Annotated in this window: 15 protein-coding genes; 9 read left to right on the top strand and 6 right to left on the bottom strand. The window is 39.5% G+C overall.

Translation table 11 applies throughout. From position 1 onward, the window contains the following. Positions 1-89: 89 nt before the first annotated feature. Together LMH66_RS08240 and LMH66_RS08235 are read left to right on the top strand one after the other, a co-directional pair. On the top strand, positions 90-869 hold the full coding sequence (locus LMH66_RS08240; RefSeq protein WP_229369222.1) for a VacJ family lipoprotein: 780 nt from the start codon (positions 90-92) through the stop codon (positions 867-869). 51 nt (positions 870-920) lie between these two features. Then, positions 921-2,066, top strand: a complete 1,146-nt coding sequence (locus tag LMH66_RS08235) for a response regulator (RefSeq protein ID WP_229369221.1) — start codon at positions 921-923, stop codon at positions 2,064-2,066. Positions 2,067-2,218: 152 nt separating this feature from the next. Here LMH66_RS08235 and LMH66_RS08230 read toward each other — a convergent pair whose 3' ends face one another. Continuing rightward, positions 2,219-3,691: a peptide MFS transporter gene (locus LMH66_RS08230; protein WP_102529038.1), complete on the bottom strand. Its 1,473-nt coding sequence runs from the start codon at positions 3,689-3,691 to the stop codon at positions 2,219-2,221. Between the two features lie 608 nt (positions 3,692-4,299). Between LMH66_RS08230 and LMH66_RS08225 the strand changes: the two genes are divergently transcribed. The 4 genes from LMH66_RS08225 to LMH66_RS08210 all read left to right on the top strand — a co-directional run bounded on the left by LMH66_RS08225 (position 4,300) and on the right by LMH66_RS08210 (position 7,449). Further along, positions 4,300-4,833, top strand: coding sequence for an OmpA family protein (locus LMH66_RS08225; RefSeq protein WP_102529039.1), 534 nt, complete (start codon positions 4,300-4,302; stop codon positions 4,831-4,833). Between the two features lie 22 nt (positions 4,834-4,855). Further along, positions 4,856-5,680 (top strand): mechanosensitive ion channel family protein, encoded by an 825-nt coding sequence (locus tag LMH66_RS08220; RefSeq protein WP_102529040.1) that lies wholly within the window; start codon positions 4,856-4,858, stop codon positions 5,678-5,680. Positions 5,681-5,830: 150 nt separating this feature from the next. Continuing rightward, the gene (ltaE, locus tag LMH66_RS08215) at positions 5,831-6,856 is read left to right on the top strand and encodes a low-specificity L-threonine aldolase (protein WP_229369220.1); all 1,026 of its coding nucleotides are present in this window, start codon (positions 5,831-5,833) and stop codon (positions 6,854-6,856) included. Positions 6,857-7,080: 224 nt separating this feature from the next. After that, positions 7,081-7,449 carry a hotdog domain-containing protein gene (locus tag LMH66_RS08210; RefSeq protein WP_102529042.1) on the top strand — a complete coding sequence of 123 codons (369 nt, stop codon included), beginning with the start codon at positions 7,081-7,083 and terminating at the stop codon, positions 7,447-7,449. 116 nt (positions 7,450-7,565) lie between these two features. On the opposite strand, the gene LMH66_RS08205 is transcribed toward LMH66_RS08210, so the two are convergent. The 4 genes from LMH66_RS08205 to LMH66_RS08190 form a co-directional block, all read right to left on the bottom strand. Continuing rightward, a complete protein-coding gene (locus LMH66_RS08205; protein WP_229369219.1) occupies positions 7,566-8,867 on the bottom strand; it encodes an NAD(P)/FAD-dependent oxidoreductase in 1,302 nt (433 codons plus the stop codon). Between the two features lie 524 nt (positions 8,868-9,391). Further along, positions 9,392-9,760 (bottom strand): cytoplasmic protein, encoded by a 369-nt coding sequence (locus tag LMH66_RS08200; RefSeq protein WP_102529044.1) that lies wholly within the window; start codon positions 9,758-9,760, stop codon positions 9,392-9,394. A gap of 534 nt (positions 9,761-10,294) precedes the next feature. Further along, positions 10,295-11,443, bottom strand: coding sequence for an L-threonine dehydrogenase (yiaY, locus tag LMH66_RS08195; RefSeq protein ID WP_102529045.1), 1,149 nt, complete (start codon positions 11,441-11,443; stop codon positions 10,295-10,297). 277 nt (positions 11,444-11,720) lie between these two features. Further along, positions 11,721-12,338 carry a peptidylprolyl isomerase gene (locus LMH66_RS08190; protein ID WP_102529046.1) on the bottom strand — a complete coding sequence of 206 codons (618 nt, stop codon included), beginning with the start codon at positions 12,336-12,338 and terminating at the stop codon, positions 11,721-11,723. A gap of 266 nt (positions 12,339-12,604) precedes the next feature. On the opposite strand from LMH66_RS08190, the gene LMH66_RS08185 reads away from it, so the two are divergent. Further along, entirely contained in the window at positions 12,605-13,888 is a 1,284-nt protein-coding gene (locus LMH66_RS08185; RefSeq protein WP_229369218.1) for a DEAD/DEAH box helicase, read from the top strand. Positions 13,889-13,938: 50 nt separating this feature from the next. Beyond that, positions 13,939-15,051 carry a CobW family GTP-binding protein gene (locus LMH66_RS08180; protein WP_229369217.1) on the top strand — a complete coding sequence of 371 codons (1,113 nt, stop codon included), beginning with the start codon at positions 13,939-13,941 and terminating at the stop codon, positions 15,049-15,051. 128 nt (positions 15,052-15,179) lie between these two features. On the opposite strand, the gene nadK is transcribed toward LMH66_RS08180, so the two are convergent. Then, a complete protein-coding gene (gene nadK / locus LMH66_RS08175) occupies positions 15,180-16,058 on the bottom strand; it encodes an NAD(+) kinase (protein WP_102529049.1) in 879 nt (292 codons plus the stop codon). A gap of 98 nt (positions 16,059-16,156) precedes the next feature. Between nadK and grpE the strand changes: the two genes are divergently transcribed. Further along, positions 16,157-16,774 carry a nucleotide exchange factor GrpE gene (gene grpE, locus LMH66_RS08170; protein WP_102529050.1) on the top strand — a complete coding sequence of 206 codons (618 nt, stop codon included), beginning with the start codon at positions 16,157-16,159 and terminating at the stop codon, positions 16,772-16,774. Positions 16,775-16,928: the final 154 nt, after the last annotated feature.

The raw sequence follows: 16,928 nt of genomic DNA, 5'->3' as shown, positions 1-16,928 counted from the left end.
AGATAGTGATTCAGTAAAGTGGGTTAAACGTATTAGTACTATATTTATTGTAAAACGTTTACATAAATTGTTCCCGTAAAGAGAGATGTATGAAGTATAAATGGATGTTACTTTCTTTGTTGTTGGGTTGCTTTTCTGCATCAATTCATGCCGAAGAAATCGCTGCCAGTGAAGCGAGCCAAAAGCCTGCAGTAGAGATGGTCTATAATGACCCACGGGATCCGATTGAAGGGTTTAACCGTGCAATGTGGGACTTCAATTATCTTATTTTAGATAAGCATTTATTCCGCCCTATTGCTCATGGATACAATGATTATCTCCCATCACCTGTTAAGTCTGGCGTTAATAATTTTGTACGTAATTTTGAAGAACCTAGCTCATTAGTTAATAACGCTTTACAAGGTAAGTGGGGGTGGGCTGCCAATGCTGGTGGACGCTTTACTGTTAACACCACACTAGGACTATTAGGGGTTGTTGATGTCGCTGATATGATGGGCATGGTCAGAAAACAGGATGATTTCAATGAAGTCTTAGGCTATTACGGCGTGCCTAACGGGCCTTATTTTATGGCACCATTTTTTGGACCATATGTGACAAGAGAACTCGCGACAGATTGGGTTGATGGTCTATACTTTCCGTTATCAGAGTTCTTGTTGTGGCAATCTATTTTAAAATGGGGATTAAAGAATCTTGATTCCCGTGCTTCCGCTATTGATCAAGAACGCTTATTAGATAATGCGCTTGATCCATATACCTTTGTCAAAGAAGCTTATTTTCAACATATGGATTACAAAGTTTATGATGGCAATGTGCCAACTAAACAAGATGACGATGAGTTACTCGAAGAATATCTATCAGAACTTGAGTAACACTGCCGAAGCCTGACAACGTCTTCGGCAGTTAGCTGCCTAAGGAGTGGTATGGCATTAACAGATGTCTCAGTGCTTTTAGTTGAAGATGATTCAGTATTTAGACAATTATTGGCTGACTTTTTAATCCAACAAGGTGCGGTTGTATTCGAAGCTTGTGATGGCGACGAAGGGGTGAGTGAGTTTCAATCACATACCGTAGATGTTGTTATTGCCGATTTGAGTATGCCAAGGCTTGGTGGACTTGGCATGTTAAAACAAATTCTTAAAATAAACCCCGCAATCCCTTCGATTGTTATTTCTGGCAATAATGTTATGGCTGATGTTGTTGAAGCGCTGAGATACGGTGCGAGTGATTATCTGGTTAAACCTGTTGCAGATTTAAAAATTATTGAACAAGCAATAGAACAAGCTATCTCTCCAGCTAATACTGACTTAGGTGCTATCGATTTTAGTGATAGTCACGCTGTAATTAACTCCGCTGCCAATATGAGCCAAGATTTATCCTATCAAGAGTTAGCAGATAACTTTACCCTACTTGAACACAACGCAGAAGCGGCTAAAAGTGTTCAGCAGCAATTATTTCCAGCGTCTAATGTGAGTTATCCTACCGCTCAGACCCATTATAGCTTGTGTAAAAACAGTGAAGTCAGCGCTTATTTTATTGATTCAACCATGGTGGGTGATAACCATTTAATTATGTATATGGCGCATTTTCATCCTGAAGATAATCGCGCCGCATTTGGATGTGTATTACTCAGAAGCTTCGTTAATCAGAAGTTGAAACTGTTTCGTAATGGTTTGAGCACCACGTTAGTCGAACCATTTAGTATGTTGAGCTATCTCAATGACAGGATGGTTAACTCTGGTTTAAATCTCTATGTAGATATTGTGTATGTGGCTGTCGAGTTAACTCACTACAGAGCTGCGATAGGGCAGGCTGGTGGAGGTTTACGATGTTATTTGAGAAATGGCACAGGGTTGGCTCCGCTTGCTATTTCAGAGTCTTTACAGCTCGGTACAGTTGAGTGGAATAAACCTAGCATGCAGTTTAGAACCTTAATGCCAAATGAGAAAATTTGTATCGCCAGTAATATATCTCATCATCGTAACCGCTTAATGAATAACCAATTTGATGGTTTGTTTTATGATGAAGAATTACCTGCTGGTGGTTTTATTGAATTAGAATTCGTTTAATTATCTTCTTTTGATGGTTAAATGCCTGTACTTGATAGGGTTATTCTATTATCAAAGATAGCGTTAATAGGGTATTGGATAAAATCACAAACAATAATTCAAAAAAAACCTCGCAATTGCGAGGTTTTTTTAGTCAGCGTTAATCTAACAAGTTAGCTAGGTTTAATCGCTTCGTGCTCAGCAGTAACTGCAATTTCTTCAGCTAATGCTTCTTCTTCAGTTTCATTGTGCCCTTCAGCGCCATGCATCCAGTCAACAAGCTTGTCTGCCAAGAAGTAAAGAATGATACCTGATACAGCAGAGGTGATAGCAATACCAGCGAAGATAGCCATAGCATTTGCTAATTGTTCTTCTTTCTCACCACCATGTCCGATAAATGAACCGACGATACCACCTACTTTGTTTGCAATAGCAACGAATAGGAACCATGCGCCCATCATTAGCGAAGCAATACGCAGTGGAGCCAATTTAGTCACCATTGAAAGGCCGATTGGAGATAAACATAACTCACCCATTGTATGGAAGAAGTATGCACCGACTAACCACCACATGCTTGATTTAGCATCAGCGTCGCCGCCCATTTCAAGTACAGCGCCAATCATGAATAAGAAACCAATACCAAGCAGCACTAAACCGAGTGCAAACTTAACTGGCGAGTTAGGTTCATTTTTGCCAAGTCGAATCCAAATAGATGCGATAACAGGAGCAAAAATTACAATGAACATTGCGTTAAGAGACTGGAACCAAGTCGTTGGTACTTCCCAGCCGCCAATCATGCGGTCAGTAAAATCGTTAGTGAATAAGTTCATTAGACCACCGGCTTGTTCAAAACCAGCCCAGAAAATGATGGTGAATAAACCCATAACCATGATGACTTTAATACGGTCACGTTCGATTTTAGTTAAAGGTTCTTTACGTACTTCACCCAATTCTTGCTGTTTTTCTTTTTCAAGCTTAGCAGCAGGGTAACGACCAATGTCGCCTAATAACTTTTGCGCAAAAAGAAATTGGATAATAAGTGAAAGTACCATACCGATACCTGCACATAAGAAGCCCATTTGGAAGTTACCATCATAAGCTGCAACAACTGAGCCTACGATAATACCTGAGAGGAATGCACCAACGTTAATACCCATATAGAAAATAGTGAACGCGCCATCACGACGATGATCACCCTCTTCATACAAGTCACCAACCATAGTTGAGATGTTTGGCTTAAATAGACCATTACCAATAATTAGCGTACCAAGACCAATGTAAAATACCATGGTTTCAGAACCTGGGATCCAGCTGTGAGGCAGCGCTAGAATGAATTGACCCGCTGCCATTAAGGCACCACCAATCATAATCGCTTTACGTTGACCAAGATATGCATCAGCTAACCAACCACCAATGAGCGGGGTTAGATATACAAGACCAGTGAAAGTACCGTAAAGTGATATCGCATCACCTTGAGTCCAACCAAGACCGTGTCCACCTTCTGTTTGAACTTTATCTACTAGATATAGCACCAGAATGGCGCGCATTGCGTAATAACTGAATCTTTCCCAGAGTTCTGTTGTAAACAGCAGGAAAAGCCCCTTGGGATGACCAAGCATGGTCCCCTGTGGTTTTGCATTGCTCATTTAGTCTTCCACCTTAAGCTTGTGATTGCCTGCGGGACAAAGGTCGCCACAGAAATTGTTGTCTGCAATGGTAATTAATTTAAACGTATTGATATTTTCAGGCTGTGGCCTGTTATTGTTTCAATTTAGTTGCTATAAAATTAATCACTTTGTTGTTTATTTATTATATTAAATATCGTCTTTTTACAGTTTTAATCATTAAAACCATAAAAAGCTCACCTTATATACCCTTTAAAGCCCTTATAAGTCAATGGTAGTGGGGTATTCGGCGAACTAAATACTTGCTCTAAATCACCTTTGTTCGCAAAATTGTTGATACGTATGTTGAGGTTTGGGTTTTATTGTGAGTGTTAACCTTCAAGATAAAGTCGGGGTTAGATTTTTCATAAACGATTGAGAATAGGTGACTTCTACACAATTCATTAATTCGCGCGTTTCAGTATTGAACCTATACTCATGTAAGTTGTTGGTAAACGCTTTCAAAAGTGTTAACAAATCTATAAAATCTAACCCATTGGATTTATACTGCTAAAAGCTATCAAGGTTAAGATAATTAACTTTTGTGTAACCGTATGTTGGTTAAAAACTAATGAATTAGGGGCTGAATCATGCGAAAAATATTAGTCTTGTTCGTTTGTTTAAGTTTTATTAGCTCCAGTTACGCATGGGTAGATACTGATAGAGATGGTGTGCCAGATAAAAAAGATGCTTGTCCGGATACACCTCTAGGGGTATTGGTGTTAGCTAATGGGTGCCAAGACGTCACTGAACTAGCAATTGCCAATAATCCAATTGAACAAAATTCGGCGCAAAATAGCTCACTTAAAGTGTATTTTGACTTTGCTCAGGCAAATGTTCTACCAACTCAGTTGGCAGCGATAAAGCAAATGATACCTATTTTACAAAAAGGTAAAGGGCTTCTATTAGTTGGTCATACGGATGATATTGGATCTGAGCAAACTAATTTGAACCTGTCATTACAAAGAGCTGAGTCAGTAAAAAAAGTGTTAGTGGATGAATTTGCTTTTGAGCCTAGCTCGCTAGCAGTGCAGGGAAAGGGCAGCCTCGAACCCGTGGCTGACAATAAAACGGCTCAACAAAGACAATTAAATAGACGTGTAGAATTTAAAGTAGAAAAATAATTTTTATTAAGGGAGTAAGACAATGGAAAATATTGAAGGTTTGATGGCTCAAGCCCCTGAGTTTATCGTGACGTACGGCTTGAAAGTCGTTATGGCAATTGTGATATTTATTATTGGTAAATATTTATCAAACGTGGCTAAAAAATTAACCACGAAAGTGATGGTCGGTCGTAAGATTGATGAAACAGTGGCATCTTTTGTCGGCAATTTAGTTTGGGGATTGGTGTTTGTATTTACCATCATTGCAACTTTAGGGCAGATAGGCGTTCAAACTGCATCTCTGGTCGCTGTTATTGGTGCTGCTGGTCTTGCTGTTGGTTTGGCGCTTCAAGGTTCATTGTCAAATTTTGCAGCTGGTGTGTTGATGGTTATCTTCCGCCCTTGTCGTGTAGGTGATTTTGTTGAAGCCGCTGGTGTAGCAGGAGTGATTGAAGAAATTACTATTTTCTCTACTAAACTTCGCACAGGCGATAACAAGACCATTATTGCGCCAAACTCAGCGATGATGGATGGCACTATTACTAATTACTCGACTAAAGAAACACGTCGAGTTGATTTAGTTATCGGTGTGGGTTACACCTCAGATATCGCAGCAACCAAGAAAGTTATCTCTTCTGTATTAGACAATAATCAATACGTTCTTAAAGATCCTGCATACACTGTTGCACTAGGTGAACTAGCAGATTGTTCTATTAACTTTGTGGTTCGTCCATGGGTTAACACTGCCGATTACTGGCCAGCTCATTTTGAGTTACTAGAGCAGATTAAGAATGCTCTAGATGCTGCTAACATTGAGATTCCATTCCCGCAAATGGATCTACAAATTAAAAATATGCCAGCTCAGTAATATTGAATGAGCGGAAGAAAAGCCAGCATTAAATGCTGGCTTTTTTGTTTGCGAAATTTAACTCAACGCGGGTAATATTTTTTAAGGTAGAATGGCTTTCTTATAAATTTAAACTGCTTTTAAACGAGCTTGATGTAGTTGAGTATAAACATGATAGATTTTCGAAGTGATACTGTGACAAAACCAACTGATGCGATGCGAAAAGCCATGGCTCAAGCTGAAGTCGGTGATGATGTTTATGGCGACGATCCTACCGTTAATCGTTTACAGGATATGGCCGCAGAACGATTTGGTTTCGATAGCGCCTTATTTGTCAGCTCGGGTACTCAAGCAAACTTATTGGCCTTGATGAGTCATTGTGAGCGCGGAGACGAGTACTTGTGTGGCCAGCAAGCCCATAATTATAAGTTTGAAGGTGGTGGGGCAGCCGTGCTTGGAAGTATTCAACCACAGCCACTTAATAATCAGGCTGACGGCAGCATTTTACTGGCAGATATCGAAGCTGCGATTAAACCAGATGATGTTCATTTTGCCCATACGCGTTTATTAAGCATTGAAAATACTATTGGTGGTAAAGTGTTACCGCAGCAATACTTAGCAGATGCTCAGGCATTAGCCTTTAATCGCGGTTTGAAAATACATTTAGACGGAGCTCGAGTGGCAAATGCTGCCGTTGCTCAAAATGTGCAGATCAGTGAAATTACCCAATATTTTGATTCAGTGTCGATTTGTTTATCAAAAGGCTTAGCTGCGCCTATTGGCTCAATTTTATTGGGTGATGAGCGTTTAATTAACAAAGCGGTTCGTTGGCGTAAAATGTTGGGTGGTGGTATGCGTCAAGCTGGCATTATCGCTGCTGCAGCAGAACTGGCCATTACTGATCAAGTTGAAAGATTGGCTGAAGATCATGACAACGCAGCTTTACTCGCTCAACATTTAGCTGAGATGGCGGAATTTAATGTTGATGCTAAACAGGTTCAAACAAACATGGTGTTTGCTGAATTAGATAAGCGTTTTGATGTTAATCATTTAAGTTTATTACTATCTCAGCAGGGTATATTAATTAGCGCGACCTATTCACTTCGTTTTGTCACTCATAAAGATATCAGTCGACAGGATGTACTGACATTTGTTGATGTGCTTAAAAAATGTCTTCCTCAAGTAACAGTTCAGTAATGTCACGCTAAAAGAGACTTGTATCTTATTTGTGCGATGTTAGCAGGAAAGCTGCATCGTGCTTTTAATTGGTGCATTCAGTTGAGTTGTTGCCGTATTCTGGTTAGGTAATTCTTCTATATTTCTCTCCGTAAATTAATTTGTGCTTATTTTTCAATGACTTTTTATGTTGGCTTTGTTTTTGCTACCTCTTTAGAGGTATTCATAATGTAAGGATCAATATAATGGAATATTCAAGCCGTCATATTGTAAAACCTATTGATTTAAATTCTGAAAAAAATCTTTGTTGTGGCCAGTTATTGAATTGGCTAAATGAAGAAACATCTCTTTTTGCACGCTGTGAAATGCACAGTAAATTGCTAATGGCCAAACTAGTTTCTGAGATTAATTTTATGAGTCCAGCAAAGCTTGGCGATGTAATTGAATTTGGAATGGAAGTGATAAGCCTAGGGCAAAGTTCTATCACGTTACGTTGTAAAGTGCGAAATAGCTTTAATAATGCACCAGTGGCTTTTGTTGATAAGGTGGTGTTTGTTAATATTAACGAAAGAGGGTTACCTGTACCTCATGGTGTTAGAGCGAATGCTGCTTAATCAAGGATGTAAAAAGTATTAACGCTTGAGCATTGCTAAACACTGGTATAGCTAAATAAAAAGCCAGCTTCAACAAGTTTGAAGCTGGCTTTTTCATTTTAGATGCACATTGACGCTTAATGTAGTTTTAAATGCGGATGAATAATGCGTCCAATTCCTTTTGCTAGCATCATTAATGTGCCTTTGACTACTCCATGTAATTCAATCAAATGACGACGGTAAAGTGAAGTATATACAAAGCGTGCAATCTTACCTTCTACTAGTACACCGCCTCCCATGAATGACATTAAGTTACCTACAGTATGGAATTTAGATAAATTAACTAAAGAGCCCAAATCTTTATAAACGTACTCATTAGTTGGTGCTTTGCCTTCAAGCATCAAGATAATATTATCTGCTGTCATCAATGCCATTTGTCTTGCAGATTGACCACGAGGTGGCACCCAGCTTCCGTCAGCTTGTGGACATGCAGCGCAGTCGCCAATGGAGAAAATATTATCATCAAGGGTCGTTTGCATATTTTGCTTAACCATGACTTGATTGATTTGGTTGCTTTCAAGGCCACCAATATTATTTAAAAAGTCAGGTGCTTTTACCCCTGTTGACCAAATAACCATATCAGACGGTATTAGATTACCGCTTGTGGTGGTAAGTCCTTCAGGGCTAACTTCTGTGATACGGGTATTTGTCATCACATTAACACCCAGTTGCTTAAGCTCACGGGTGACAGAGTTTGAAATTTCTACTTTATCAACTTTAGGCAGAATACGTTCATCAGCTTCAATTAACGTGACTTCGAGTAAACTAGTATCAATTTTATAGCCAAAGCCACTGAGCTGTTCTACAGCGTGATGCATTTCAGCTGACATTTCTACGCCAGTTGCGCCCGCACCCACGACTGCAATTTTAATTTTTTCATCCAATTGGTGATGACTGGCATAGCGCATGAATTTATTCAGGAGAATCTTACGAATAGACATCGCTTGCTCGGTGTTATCTAAGAACAAACTATGCTCTTTAACACCTGGGATTTTAAAGTCATTTGCGACACTACCAATGGCGATGACAGCGTAATCGTAAGGGATTTTACGCGCAGGCAGTAGCTCTTGACCGTCTTCATCATTAATCGGTGCAAGAATGATATGCTTGTTTTTACGGTCAATATCAATCATTGCGCCTTGCTGAAAATGATAACCGTGATCAGATGCGTGACCGCGATAGCTTATCGCATCTAAACCAATATCCAGCGCGCCAGTTGCCACTTCATGGAGCAATGGTTTCCAAACATGGCTTTCTGCGCAATCAACTAAAGTGACTTTTGCTTTGCCTTTTTTACCTACTTTACGGCCTAACTTAGTGGCGATTTCCATGCCACCTGCGCCGCCGCCAATAATGACGATATTTGGAACTGCTTGCATCGCTTGATGCTCCTTACTTAAGGTTAAAAATAAAATGGGCAAACTCTGATACCAAGAACTAAAACCGAGTTCTGACTCGGCTTCTATTGAAATGGTCAACTATTATTGGCTGGATACATCGTTGAGTGTGGTTTTGATTTAAGTGGCTAATGCGCTCGAAAAAAATCAACAACCATAGTGCTTACACTAAAAGAAACCATTCTGTTTGCACTAAAAGTAATTAAAGTGTTAGTACTAAAAAATACATCAGTAAGTTGACTCAGCTGAAGCTGGATTTGATGTTATGTGGCGATTCAGAGTTATATGGAGATGTTTATATATTAAACAGTCACAATATGTCATTTTGAGATTGTTAAAGTGTGACCGAATATTAAAATAGAATTTAGAAATGCGAAATTGATCACTTTTTACATGATTCAGGATTGGATGTTACAAAAACAAACCGACAAGTAAAAACTTGTCGGTATGGACACTACAACATCGATTTAGGCTTTATGCTCTAGTCATTCAGTATATGGAAGAGGTTATGCCTGTGCTTTAGCAAGGCGACCATTATAGTCTTCAACTAGATGAGCAATAATTTTTTCAGGATCAGCATCCTGACAACATTTATCTAAGAATACTTTAAACGTAACTAAGGAGTGAGCATTATTGAACATTCGATCGCTTTGCATAGCGTAGTAAGTATCATCAGTATTAGATTTTCTTACAATGAATTCGCCATTTTTAAAAGCTTTGGTGCCTGGTTCATCATGCCACTTTGTGATTCTGTTTAATGCGATTTCACTAGATTGATTGACTTCGACATGATTCAACCAGCTTGCTGGTTGTTCATTTTCTTTGTAATGAGGACATCTTACCGTGTAGTTATACACGTGAGTGATTGCTGTCATAGCTTACCTACTTTTTTAAGAATGTAATTCATCATAGACCGCTAATTTAACTTTGGTCAATGGTTATTTGTAGAAGTTAGATCTAGTTAACAAATGTTATGTTGTTAACTTTTTTTGTTCAATTATATCAGTGACTTAATTTGTTTTTGTGAAGGCTGCTTGTATTGTAAATAGTTGGATATTTTATTGTCTAAATAATGCTCAAAATGAATGTTTCTCGATTATCCTAGCTTGCTTCAAGCCGTAATAATGACAAAATCAATAATATCTCATTTTAAAAATGACAAGAATTTGAGAGCCATTCACATAAGAGTGATTCATAGAAGAGCTATAAACATAAGAGCAAAACAAGCATTCAATATTCGCGAAATCACAGACAGACAATGGTCACTATGCACATGTAGAATAAAATGTGCATAGCCATTTCCAATTCATGCTATTACGCAATACTTACAATTTTAGTCACTTTCACATTTAGTCACTTTTACATTTGTCTATTTCACAACATTTTTGAAAGCGACTCTTATTGCTTATTTATAGTGCGTTGGTAAATATTTCGCAAATTTCAGCATGGGTAGCTTGTTTAGGATTGGTAAAGCCACAAGCATCTTTTAACGCATTGTCAGCAAGGACTGGAATATCTTCTGGGTTAACGCCAAGTTCAGTCAAGTTAGCTGGAATATTTACAGCGACAGACAAGGTTCGAATGGCATCAATTGCGGCTTCAGCGCCTTGCTCATCAGTTAACTGGGCAACATCGACTCCCATTGCTTTACCAATATCTTTAAGTTTAGCTGGCACAATTTTAGCGTTATAGGCTTGTACATGCGGCAGTAACAGCGCATTACAAACGCCATGTGGTAAATCGTAAAAACCGCCTAACTGATGCGCCATGGCGTGAACATAGCCTAGACTTGCATTATTAAATGCCATACCAGCTAAAAATTGTGCATAAGCCATTTGTTCGCGGGCATCAATATTGTCACCTTGTTCAACAGCGTTGATAAGGTTTGCTTGAATTAATTCAATGGCCTTTATCGCGCAAGCATCGGTGATTGGGGTTGCAGCGATAGACACGTAGGCTTCAATCGCATGGGTTAATGCGTCCATCCCCGTTGCAGCAGTCAATGCAGCAGGCTTTTCAATCATTAACTCAGGATCGTTTACTGATAAAATTGGTGTGGTATTTTTATCGACGATCGCCATTTTAATATGACGTTTTTCATCTGTGATGATACAAAAACGCGTCATCTCACTTGCTGTACCGGCAGTGGTATTTATTGCAACAAGTGGCATTTGTGGCTTAGCTGACATGTCTAAACCTTCATAGTCACAGATATTACCGCCATTGGTGGCTACTAACGCGATGCCTTTGGCGCAGTCATGAGGAGAGCCTCCGCCTAATGAAATAACGAAGTCACATTCGTGTGCTTTTAACAGACTTAAGCCTGCTTCAACATTGGCCGTTGTTGGGTTAGGTTGTACCCCATCAAATACAAATACAGCAATGTCATTTTCAATTAACTTACTAGTGACTTTTTCGACTAAGCCAATCTTGACTAAAGGCGTATCTGTTACGATTAATGCACGTTTAAAACCTAAGGTTTTAATGTCATTAATGGCCTCATCTACACCACCTTGACCGATAACATTGACACTTGGAATAAAAAATTTTGTAGCCATGATAAACCTCGTTAGTACTTAAAATTAATAAATATAAAATTCTTTTCTGTTGTTAAAGTAACAACCAAATGCGCTGCAGTTTGTGATGAAAATCATATATTCATACTTGTTTTGTTCGGTTTTGTAGTTTTAATACCAAAGAGGGATTTGGCGCAGATTTTACTGTTTAGGTTTGATCTAGAGCATATTTGAGCTGAATATAAAAAATGCCTATAACTAAATTAGTTATAGGCATTAAAGACTGTTTGAACGCTAAATTTTTATAGAAAAAATACGTTTACACTTGAGGGCAAGTCGATTCGGTGACGCTATTAATGATGATTTCGGTATCGGGAACGTCATTTCCACTTGTATCAGTAATATTGATTTGATCAACTACTTCCATTCCCGCGACGACTTGACCAAATACTGCATACCCTGGTGCGCTACTGCTGCTGTAATCAAGTTGAGGATTGTCTAAAGCGTTGATGTAAAACTGTGAGGTTGCTGAATTGGCTACATTCGTTCTCGCCATCGCAATGGTGCCACGAGCATTGGTTAATCCAGTGTTACTTTCAAGCTCAATAGGATCATTGCCTGGCTTGGCAACAAGCCCAGAGGTAAATCCTCCGGCTTGGGATACAAAGTTGTATATTACGCGGTGAAAAATGGTGCCGCTGTAATATTCCTCATCAACATAACTTTTGAAGTTTTCGCCAGTAATTGGTGTATTAGTGGTATCAATCGCTAAGGTGATATCGCCTAATGTCGTTGACATTAGATAGCAAATGTCAGCTTGTAATTCAGCCTCTTCAACTGGCGGGACAGGATCTACTGGTTCTGGAGAGCTTGAATCAGAACTGCCGCCACAAGCGGATAACGTGAGTGCGAATGCTAGAGGGTACAACAACTTCATTTTTGGCCTTTGTTTGTTTTGTTTTTGTAGCGCTTATGTTGCTCAAATGGTTTATTGAAAGCAACAGAAAAAAGCCAAAGATACAAACTGTTACTTTGATATCTGATTTTTAAAGTATGAGCCCCCAACATAAACAAACCATGAAGTGTAATTCTGCGATGGCGTTATTAGCTTTATCACAAGATTAAAGCCTGTGAATAAATCGCCAAATTAGGCCATAGCCGTTACAATGACGCCATTATTGGTAGTGTAAATTAGAGAAAAATATGACTTTTGATTCAATTGGCTTTTCACAGCCTATTTTAGATGCAGTAAAGGCTTGTGGTTATGACAGCATGACACCTGTACAGCAAGTTGTGATGCCGTTGGCCATTGATGGAAAAGACATCTTAGCCAGTGCCCAAACAGGTACAGGTAAGACGGCAGCTTTCTCTTTACCGCTCTTATCACTGTTAGAGCAACAGCTTGATGACCAAGACAATAAAACTGCTTGGCAACGTCTTAGGGTATTAATCATGACCCCAACACGCGAACTTGCGATTCAAATAGAACAAAATATTGTTAATTATGCGCAGTTTTTACCTTTTGAAAGCGTGGCTGTTTATGGCGGGGCAAGTATCAATCCTCAACGTAAAGCGTTAGCTAAAGGTGTTGATATTTTAGTGGCGACGCCAGGTCGACTTTTTGACGTCATTGGTCAACATGATTTGGATTTATCGTTTGTCACACATTTAGTCATTGATGAAGCAGATCGCATGTTGGATTTGGGGTTTGTTAAAGATATCGAAAAGGTGAAGCGATTAGTGAATCGCCAGCATCAAACGATGATGTTTTCGGCTACCTATTCAGAAGCGGTGAAAAGCTTAGCTGCAAAAATGCTTAATGAACCTGAGTTTGTTCATGTATCAAATCAAACAACGGCTGAAACGGTGTCACAATCTGTATTTCAGGTGGACAAAAGACGTAAAGCTGAGTTGTTATCAGAACTGATTGGCCGTAATAACTGGCAGCAAGTGATGGTATTTACCAGCATGAAAGAAACGGCTGAGCACTTATTAAAAGAATTAAAGTTAGATGGCATAAAAGCAGCGGTTTTTCATGGTGACAAAACTCAGGGAGCGCGTAACAGAGCACTAGAAGAGTTTAAGTCGGGCAAACTCAGGGTCATGATTGCTACCGATTTAGCAGCAAGAGGCTTGGATATCGAAGCACTGCCATTAGTGATTAATTTTGAGTTGCCACCAGAGCCTGAAGATTATGTGCACCGTATTGGTCGAACTGGCCGTGCAGGCTTAACGGGTCAAGCGATATCGTTAGTTGCGCAAAATGAAATGGATTTATTAAGTGACATTGAGTCTTTAATTAATACTCAAATTGATGTTCAGATACAGCCTGGTTATGAAGCGGGCGCGCCATTACCTGCAAGGTATCGTGAAGTGGAAGCGGAAAAACCTAAAAAGTCCTTCAAACATAAAAGAGCTAATGGCCCGCGTGGTAATGATAAGTCAAAGCCAACTAGGCAAGGTAAATACGCCAAAAAAGCGAAGTAACGTTTAACTCACCACAGCACCTCATTACAAGCTGACAAGGAAGAATCAGAGTGATCCTTAAACCCATTAATACTAATATTATTACCGGCTTTTTAGGCGCCGGTAAAACCAGCCTTATTTTGTCTCTGCTTAAGTTGAAGCCTGAAAATGAAACCTGGGCTGTATTGGTGAATGAGTTTGGAGAAATTGGTATTGATGCAGGTTTAATTGGTGGCAAAAATGCATCAAAGCAAATTGTCATTAAAGAAGTTGCTGGTGGTTGCTTATGTTGCGCAGCGGGTATTCCGACTCAAGTTGCGATTAACCAGCTTATTCAAAAAGCTAAACCAGACCGTTTATTCATTGAGCCAACGGGGTTGGGGCATCCAGCTGAAATTTTAAAAGTGCTCACTAATGAGTTTAATCAACAAGTACTGAACGTGAACCAGACAGTATGTGTGGTTGATGCACGTAAAATACAAGATGAGCGCTACAGTGAAAATGACAACTTTAACCAGCAAATCCAAATAGCTGATCTTGTGTATGCCAGTAAAGTGGATTTATATCAGCAACAAGAGCTTGTAAACCTTGAGCATTTCTTATCGCAGTTCAACCATACCAAATCAGTGATTCATTCAAGGAATGACAATGCGGTTGCGCGAGTCTTTGAGTCACTTAATCAGCCTCGAGCTCTGTTACAAAAGGTGCAACAAAGTGCTAGTTTAGCTCGTTCGATAAAACCTGCTTTGACTAGCCAAACAAGTTCTATTTTTTCAACAGGCTTTGGTATTGGTGCCAGTCAAGGCAAGGGTCAAGGCTTCGCTCCAGAAACGGATAAAGAGAATGAAGCCCAGGCCGTTGAGTTTAATCAACAAGGTTATTGGTTGAGAGAGAATCAAGGTGAAGGTGCTTATAGTGTGGGCTGGATATTTGAGCCTAGATTGTGTTTTGATTTTGATAAATTAATTGATTGGATTAACCAACTCATTGCTGAAGATATTGTTCGACTGAAAGCCGTGATGATAACTGAAGAGGGTATTGCGGGTTTTAATATGGTTGATGGCAAACTGTCTGTGATGGAGTTGGATGAAGCTATGGATTCGCGAATAGAAATCATAGCATTGGAACCATTAGCTGGCACAAAGCTCAGTGAACCGTTGCTGGCTTGCTTATTTGATGAGTAGTTAAGTCATTAGGCTAATGCCGATGATGCTATTGACTTTAAGGCTATTAACCATGAGATAAACCATATAGGTTAATCTCATGGTCGCTATCGATACCTCACTTTCTAACAGTGACTTCTCGCTATCGATTAAAACAGTTTGCTGCCCCAGCCCAACTTTGCACGTAACACGTTAAAGTAATTATGGCCTTTCGGGTGGATCATTCTTAATCTGTCTTCACTTCGACTAATCAGTATTTCATCACCTGGCAGTACAGATAAGTGCACATGGCCGTCACAACTGACTTCTAAGTTTTCACCGTTATCAGGTGATACCACTAGCTTGATCGTACTACTCGCATCGACAACAATAGGCCTACAAGACAATGTATGTGGAAACATTGGCACTAAAATAAGAGCTTGAAGGTTTGGGGTCAAAATAGAGCCGCCAGCTGACAATGAGTAAGCAGTTGAACCTGTAGGGGTTGAAACAATCATTCCGTCAGCACGTTGGCTATACATGAACTGGTCGTCAATATAGACCTCAAACTGGATCATGTGCGCCACTTTACCTGGATGTAATACGGCTTCATTAACAGCGGTATTGCTGGCTTTAAGCATGCCATGACGATGTACTTCAGCTTCGAGTAAAAAACGGTATTCAGTATCGTATTGACCATCTAACACTTTAGATAAGGATTCTTCAAAATTATCTGGGGGTAAATCAGTCAAAAAACCTAGATTGCCACGGTTAACTCCAATAACTGCAATATCAAATCTCGCTAGTACTCTTGCAGCACCTAACATATTACCGTCACCACCGACAACAATAGCCAAGTCGCAGCGCTCACCTAATTCAGTTAAATCAACGGATTCAATATCAACTTTGAGTTCAGAAGCGACACGTTCTTCGGCTAATATCTCGAAGCCTTGCATAGACAACCAATGATGCAAACGCTTCAAAGTGAGGTTTGTTCCTTGGTGATGTGGTTTGCCGATAAGGCCAATTGTTTGAAACTTTTTGGTCATATTAGTATTTGATTTGCTCAAAGGCTTGAAACAACGAAATTGATCCCCATAATATGCCCATAGTAATCAGAAACAAAGCATTTTTAGCTGGAGTGAAAATGAGCAACGAGTCGAATAAAGTAGATCAAGAAGTAATTGATGCAGAAGCAACCACTGAAATTGAAACAGAAGTTGAAGCTGAAGCAACACAAGAAGTTGATGAGTTAACTCAAGCTAATCTTAAAATTGAAGCATTAGAACAACAACTTGCAGAGTCACAAGCAGCATTAGCTGAACGTAAAGATGTTGAAATTCGCGCAGCAGCAGAGACGGCGAATATCCGTACTCGCGCCGCTAAAGACGTTGAAAAAGCACGTGCTTTCGCTTTAGAGAAGTTTGTGAACGAGCTTTTACCTGTGTTAGACAACATGGAACGCGCGTTAACGGGTGTTAATCCTGAAGATGAAGCAACGAAAGCGATTGTTGAAGGTGTTGATTTAACCATGAAAGGTTTCTTAAGTTCTGTTGAGAAATTTGGCGTGGTACAAGTTAATCCATTAGGTGATGCATTTAATCCTGAGCATCATCAGGCTATTGGTATGCAACCAAGTGCTGAATACCCGAAAGACACAGTGATGTTAGTGATGCAAAAAGGTTATACCTTGAACGCACGTTTATTGCGTCCGGCTATGGTTATGGTTTCGCAAGGCGGACCAAGCGTAGATACTCAAGCATAAGTCATTAAGACTGAGCGTTTAGGTTTAGCACTTAGATTTAGTACTTGGATTTAGTACTTAGATTTAGCACTTAGATTTAGCACTTAGGCTCCCAAGTTTACGCATTATCATAATGCCTAAACTTGAGGCTGAATAATTGAAGGTGGTTAATAGA

Origin of the sequence: Shewanella sp. 10N.7, assembly GCF_020806285.1 — a bacterium.
Classification (GTDB): domain Bacteria; phylum Pseudomonadota; class Gammaproteobacteria; order Enterobacterales; family Shewanellaceae; genus Shewanella; species Shewanella electrodiphila.
This window is presented reverse-complemented; position numbering and strand designations above follow the sequence as displayed.

Excerpts from the sequence above, each read along its gene's own strand:
- LMH66_RS08240 (WP_229369222.1), top strand. The coding sequence starts at position 90 with ATGAAGTATAAATGGATGTTACTTTCTTTGTTGTTGGGTTGCTTTTCT.
- LMH66_RS08235 (WP_229369221.1), top strand. The coding sequence starts at position 921 with ATGGCATTAACAGATGTCTCAGTGCTTTTAGTTGAAGATGATTCAGTA.
- LMH66_RS08230 (WP_102529038.1), bottom strand. The coding sequence starts at position 3,691 with ATGAGCAATGCAAAACCACAGGGGACCATGCTTGGTCATCCCAAGGGG.
- LMH66_RS08225 (WP_102529039.1), top strand. The coding sequence starts at position 4,300 with ATGCGAAAAATATTAGTCTTGTTCGTTTGTTTAAGTTTTATTAGCTCC.
- LMH66_RS08220 (WP_102529040.1), top strand. The coding sequence starts at position 4,856 with ATGGAAAATATTGAAGGTTTGATGGCTCAAGCCCCTGAGTTTATCGTG.
- ltaE (WP_229369220.1), top strand. The coding sequence starts at position 5,831 with ATGATAGATTTTCGAAGTGATACTGTGACAAAACCAACTGATGCGATG.
- LMH66_RS08210 (WP_102529042.1), top strand. The coding sequence starts at position 7,081 with ATGGAATATTCAAGCCGTCATATTGTAAAACCTATTGATTTAAATTCT.
- LMH66_RS08205 (WP_229369219.1), bottom strand. The coding sequence starts at position 8,867 with ATGCAAGCAGTTCCAAATATCGTCATTATTGGCGGCGGCGCAGGTGGC.
- LMH66_RS08200 (WP_102529044.1), bottom strand. The coding sequence starts at position 9,760 with ATGACAGCAATCACTCACGTGTATAACTACACGGTAAGATGTCCTCAT.
- yiaY (WP_102529045.1), bottom strand. The coding sequence starts at position 11,443 with ATGGCTACAAAATTTTTTATTCCAAGTGTCAATGTTATCGGTCAAGGT.
- LMH66_RS08190 (WP_102529046.1), bottom strand. The coding sequence starts at position 12,338 with ATGAAGTTGTTGTACCCTCTAGCATTCGCACTCACGTTATCCGCTTGT.
- LMH66_RS08185 (WP_229369218.1), top strand. The coding sequence starts at position 12,605 with ATGACTTTTGATTCAATTGGCTTTTCACAGCCTATTTTAGATGCAGTA.
- nadK (WP_102529049.1), bottom strand. The coding sequence starts at position 16,058 with ATGACCAAAAAGTTTCAAACAATTGGCCTTATCGGCAAACCACATCAC.
- grpE (WP_102529050.1), top strand. The coding sequence starts at position 16,157 with ATGAGCAACGAGTCGAATAAAGTAGATCAAGAAGTAATTGATGCAGAA.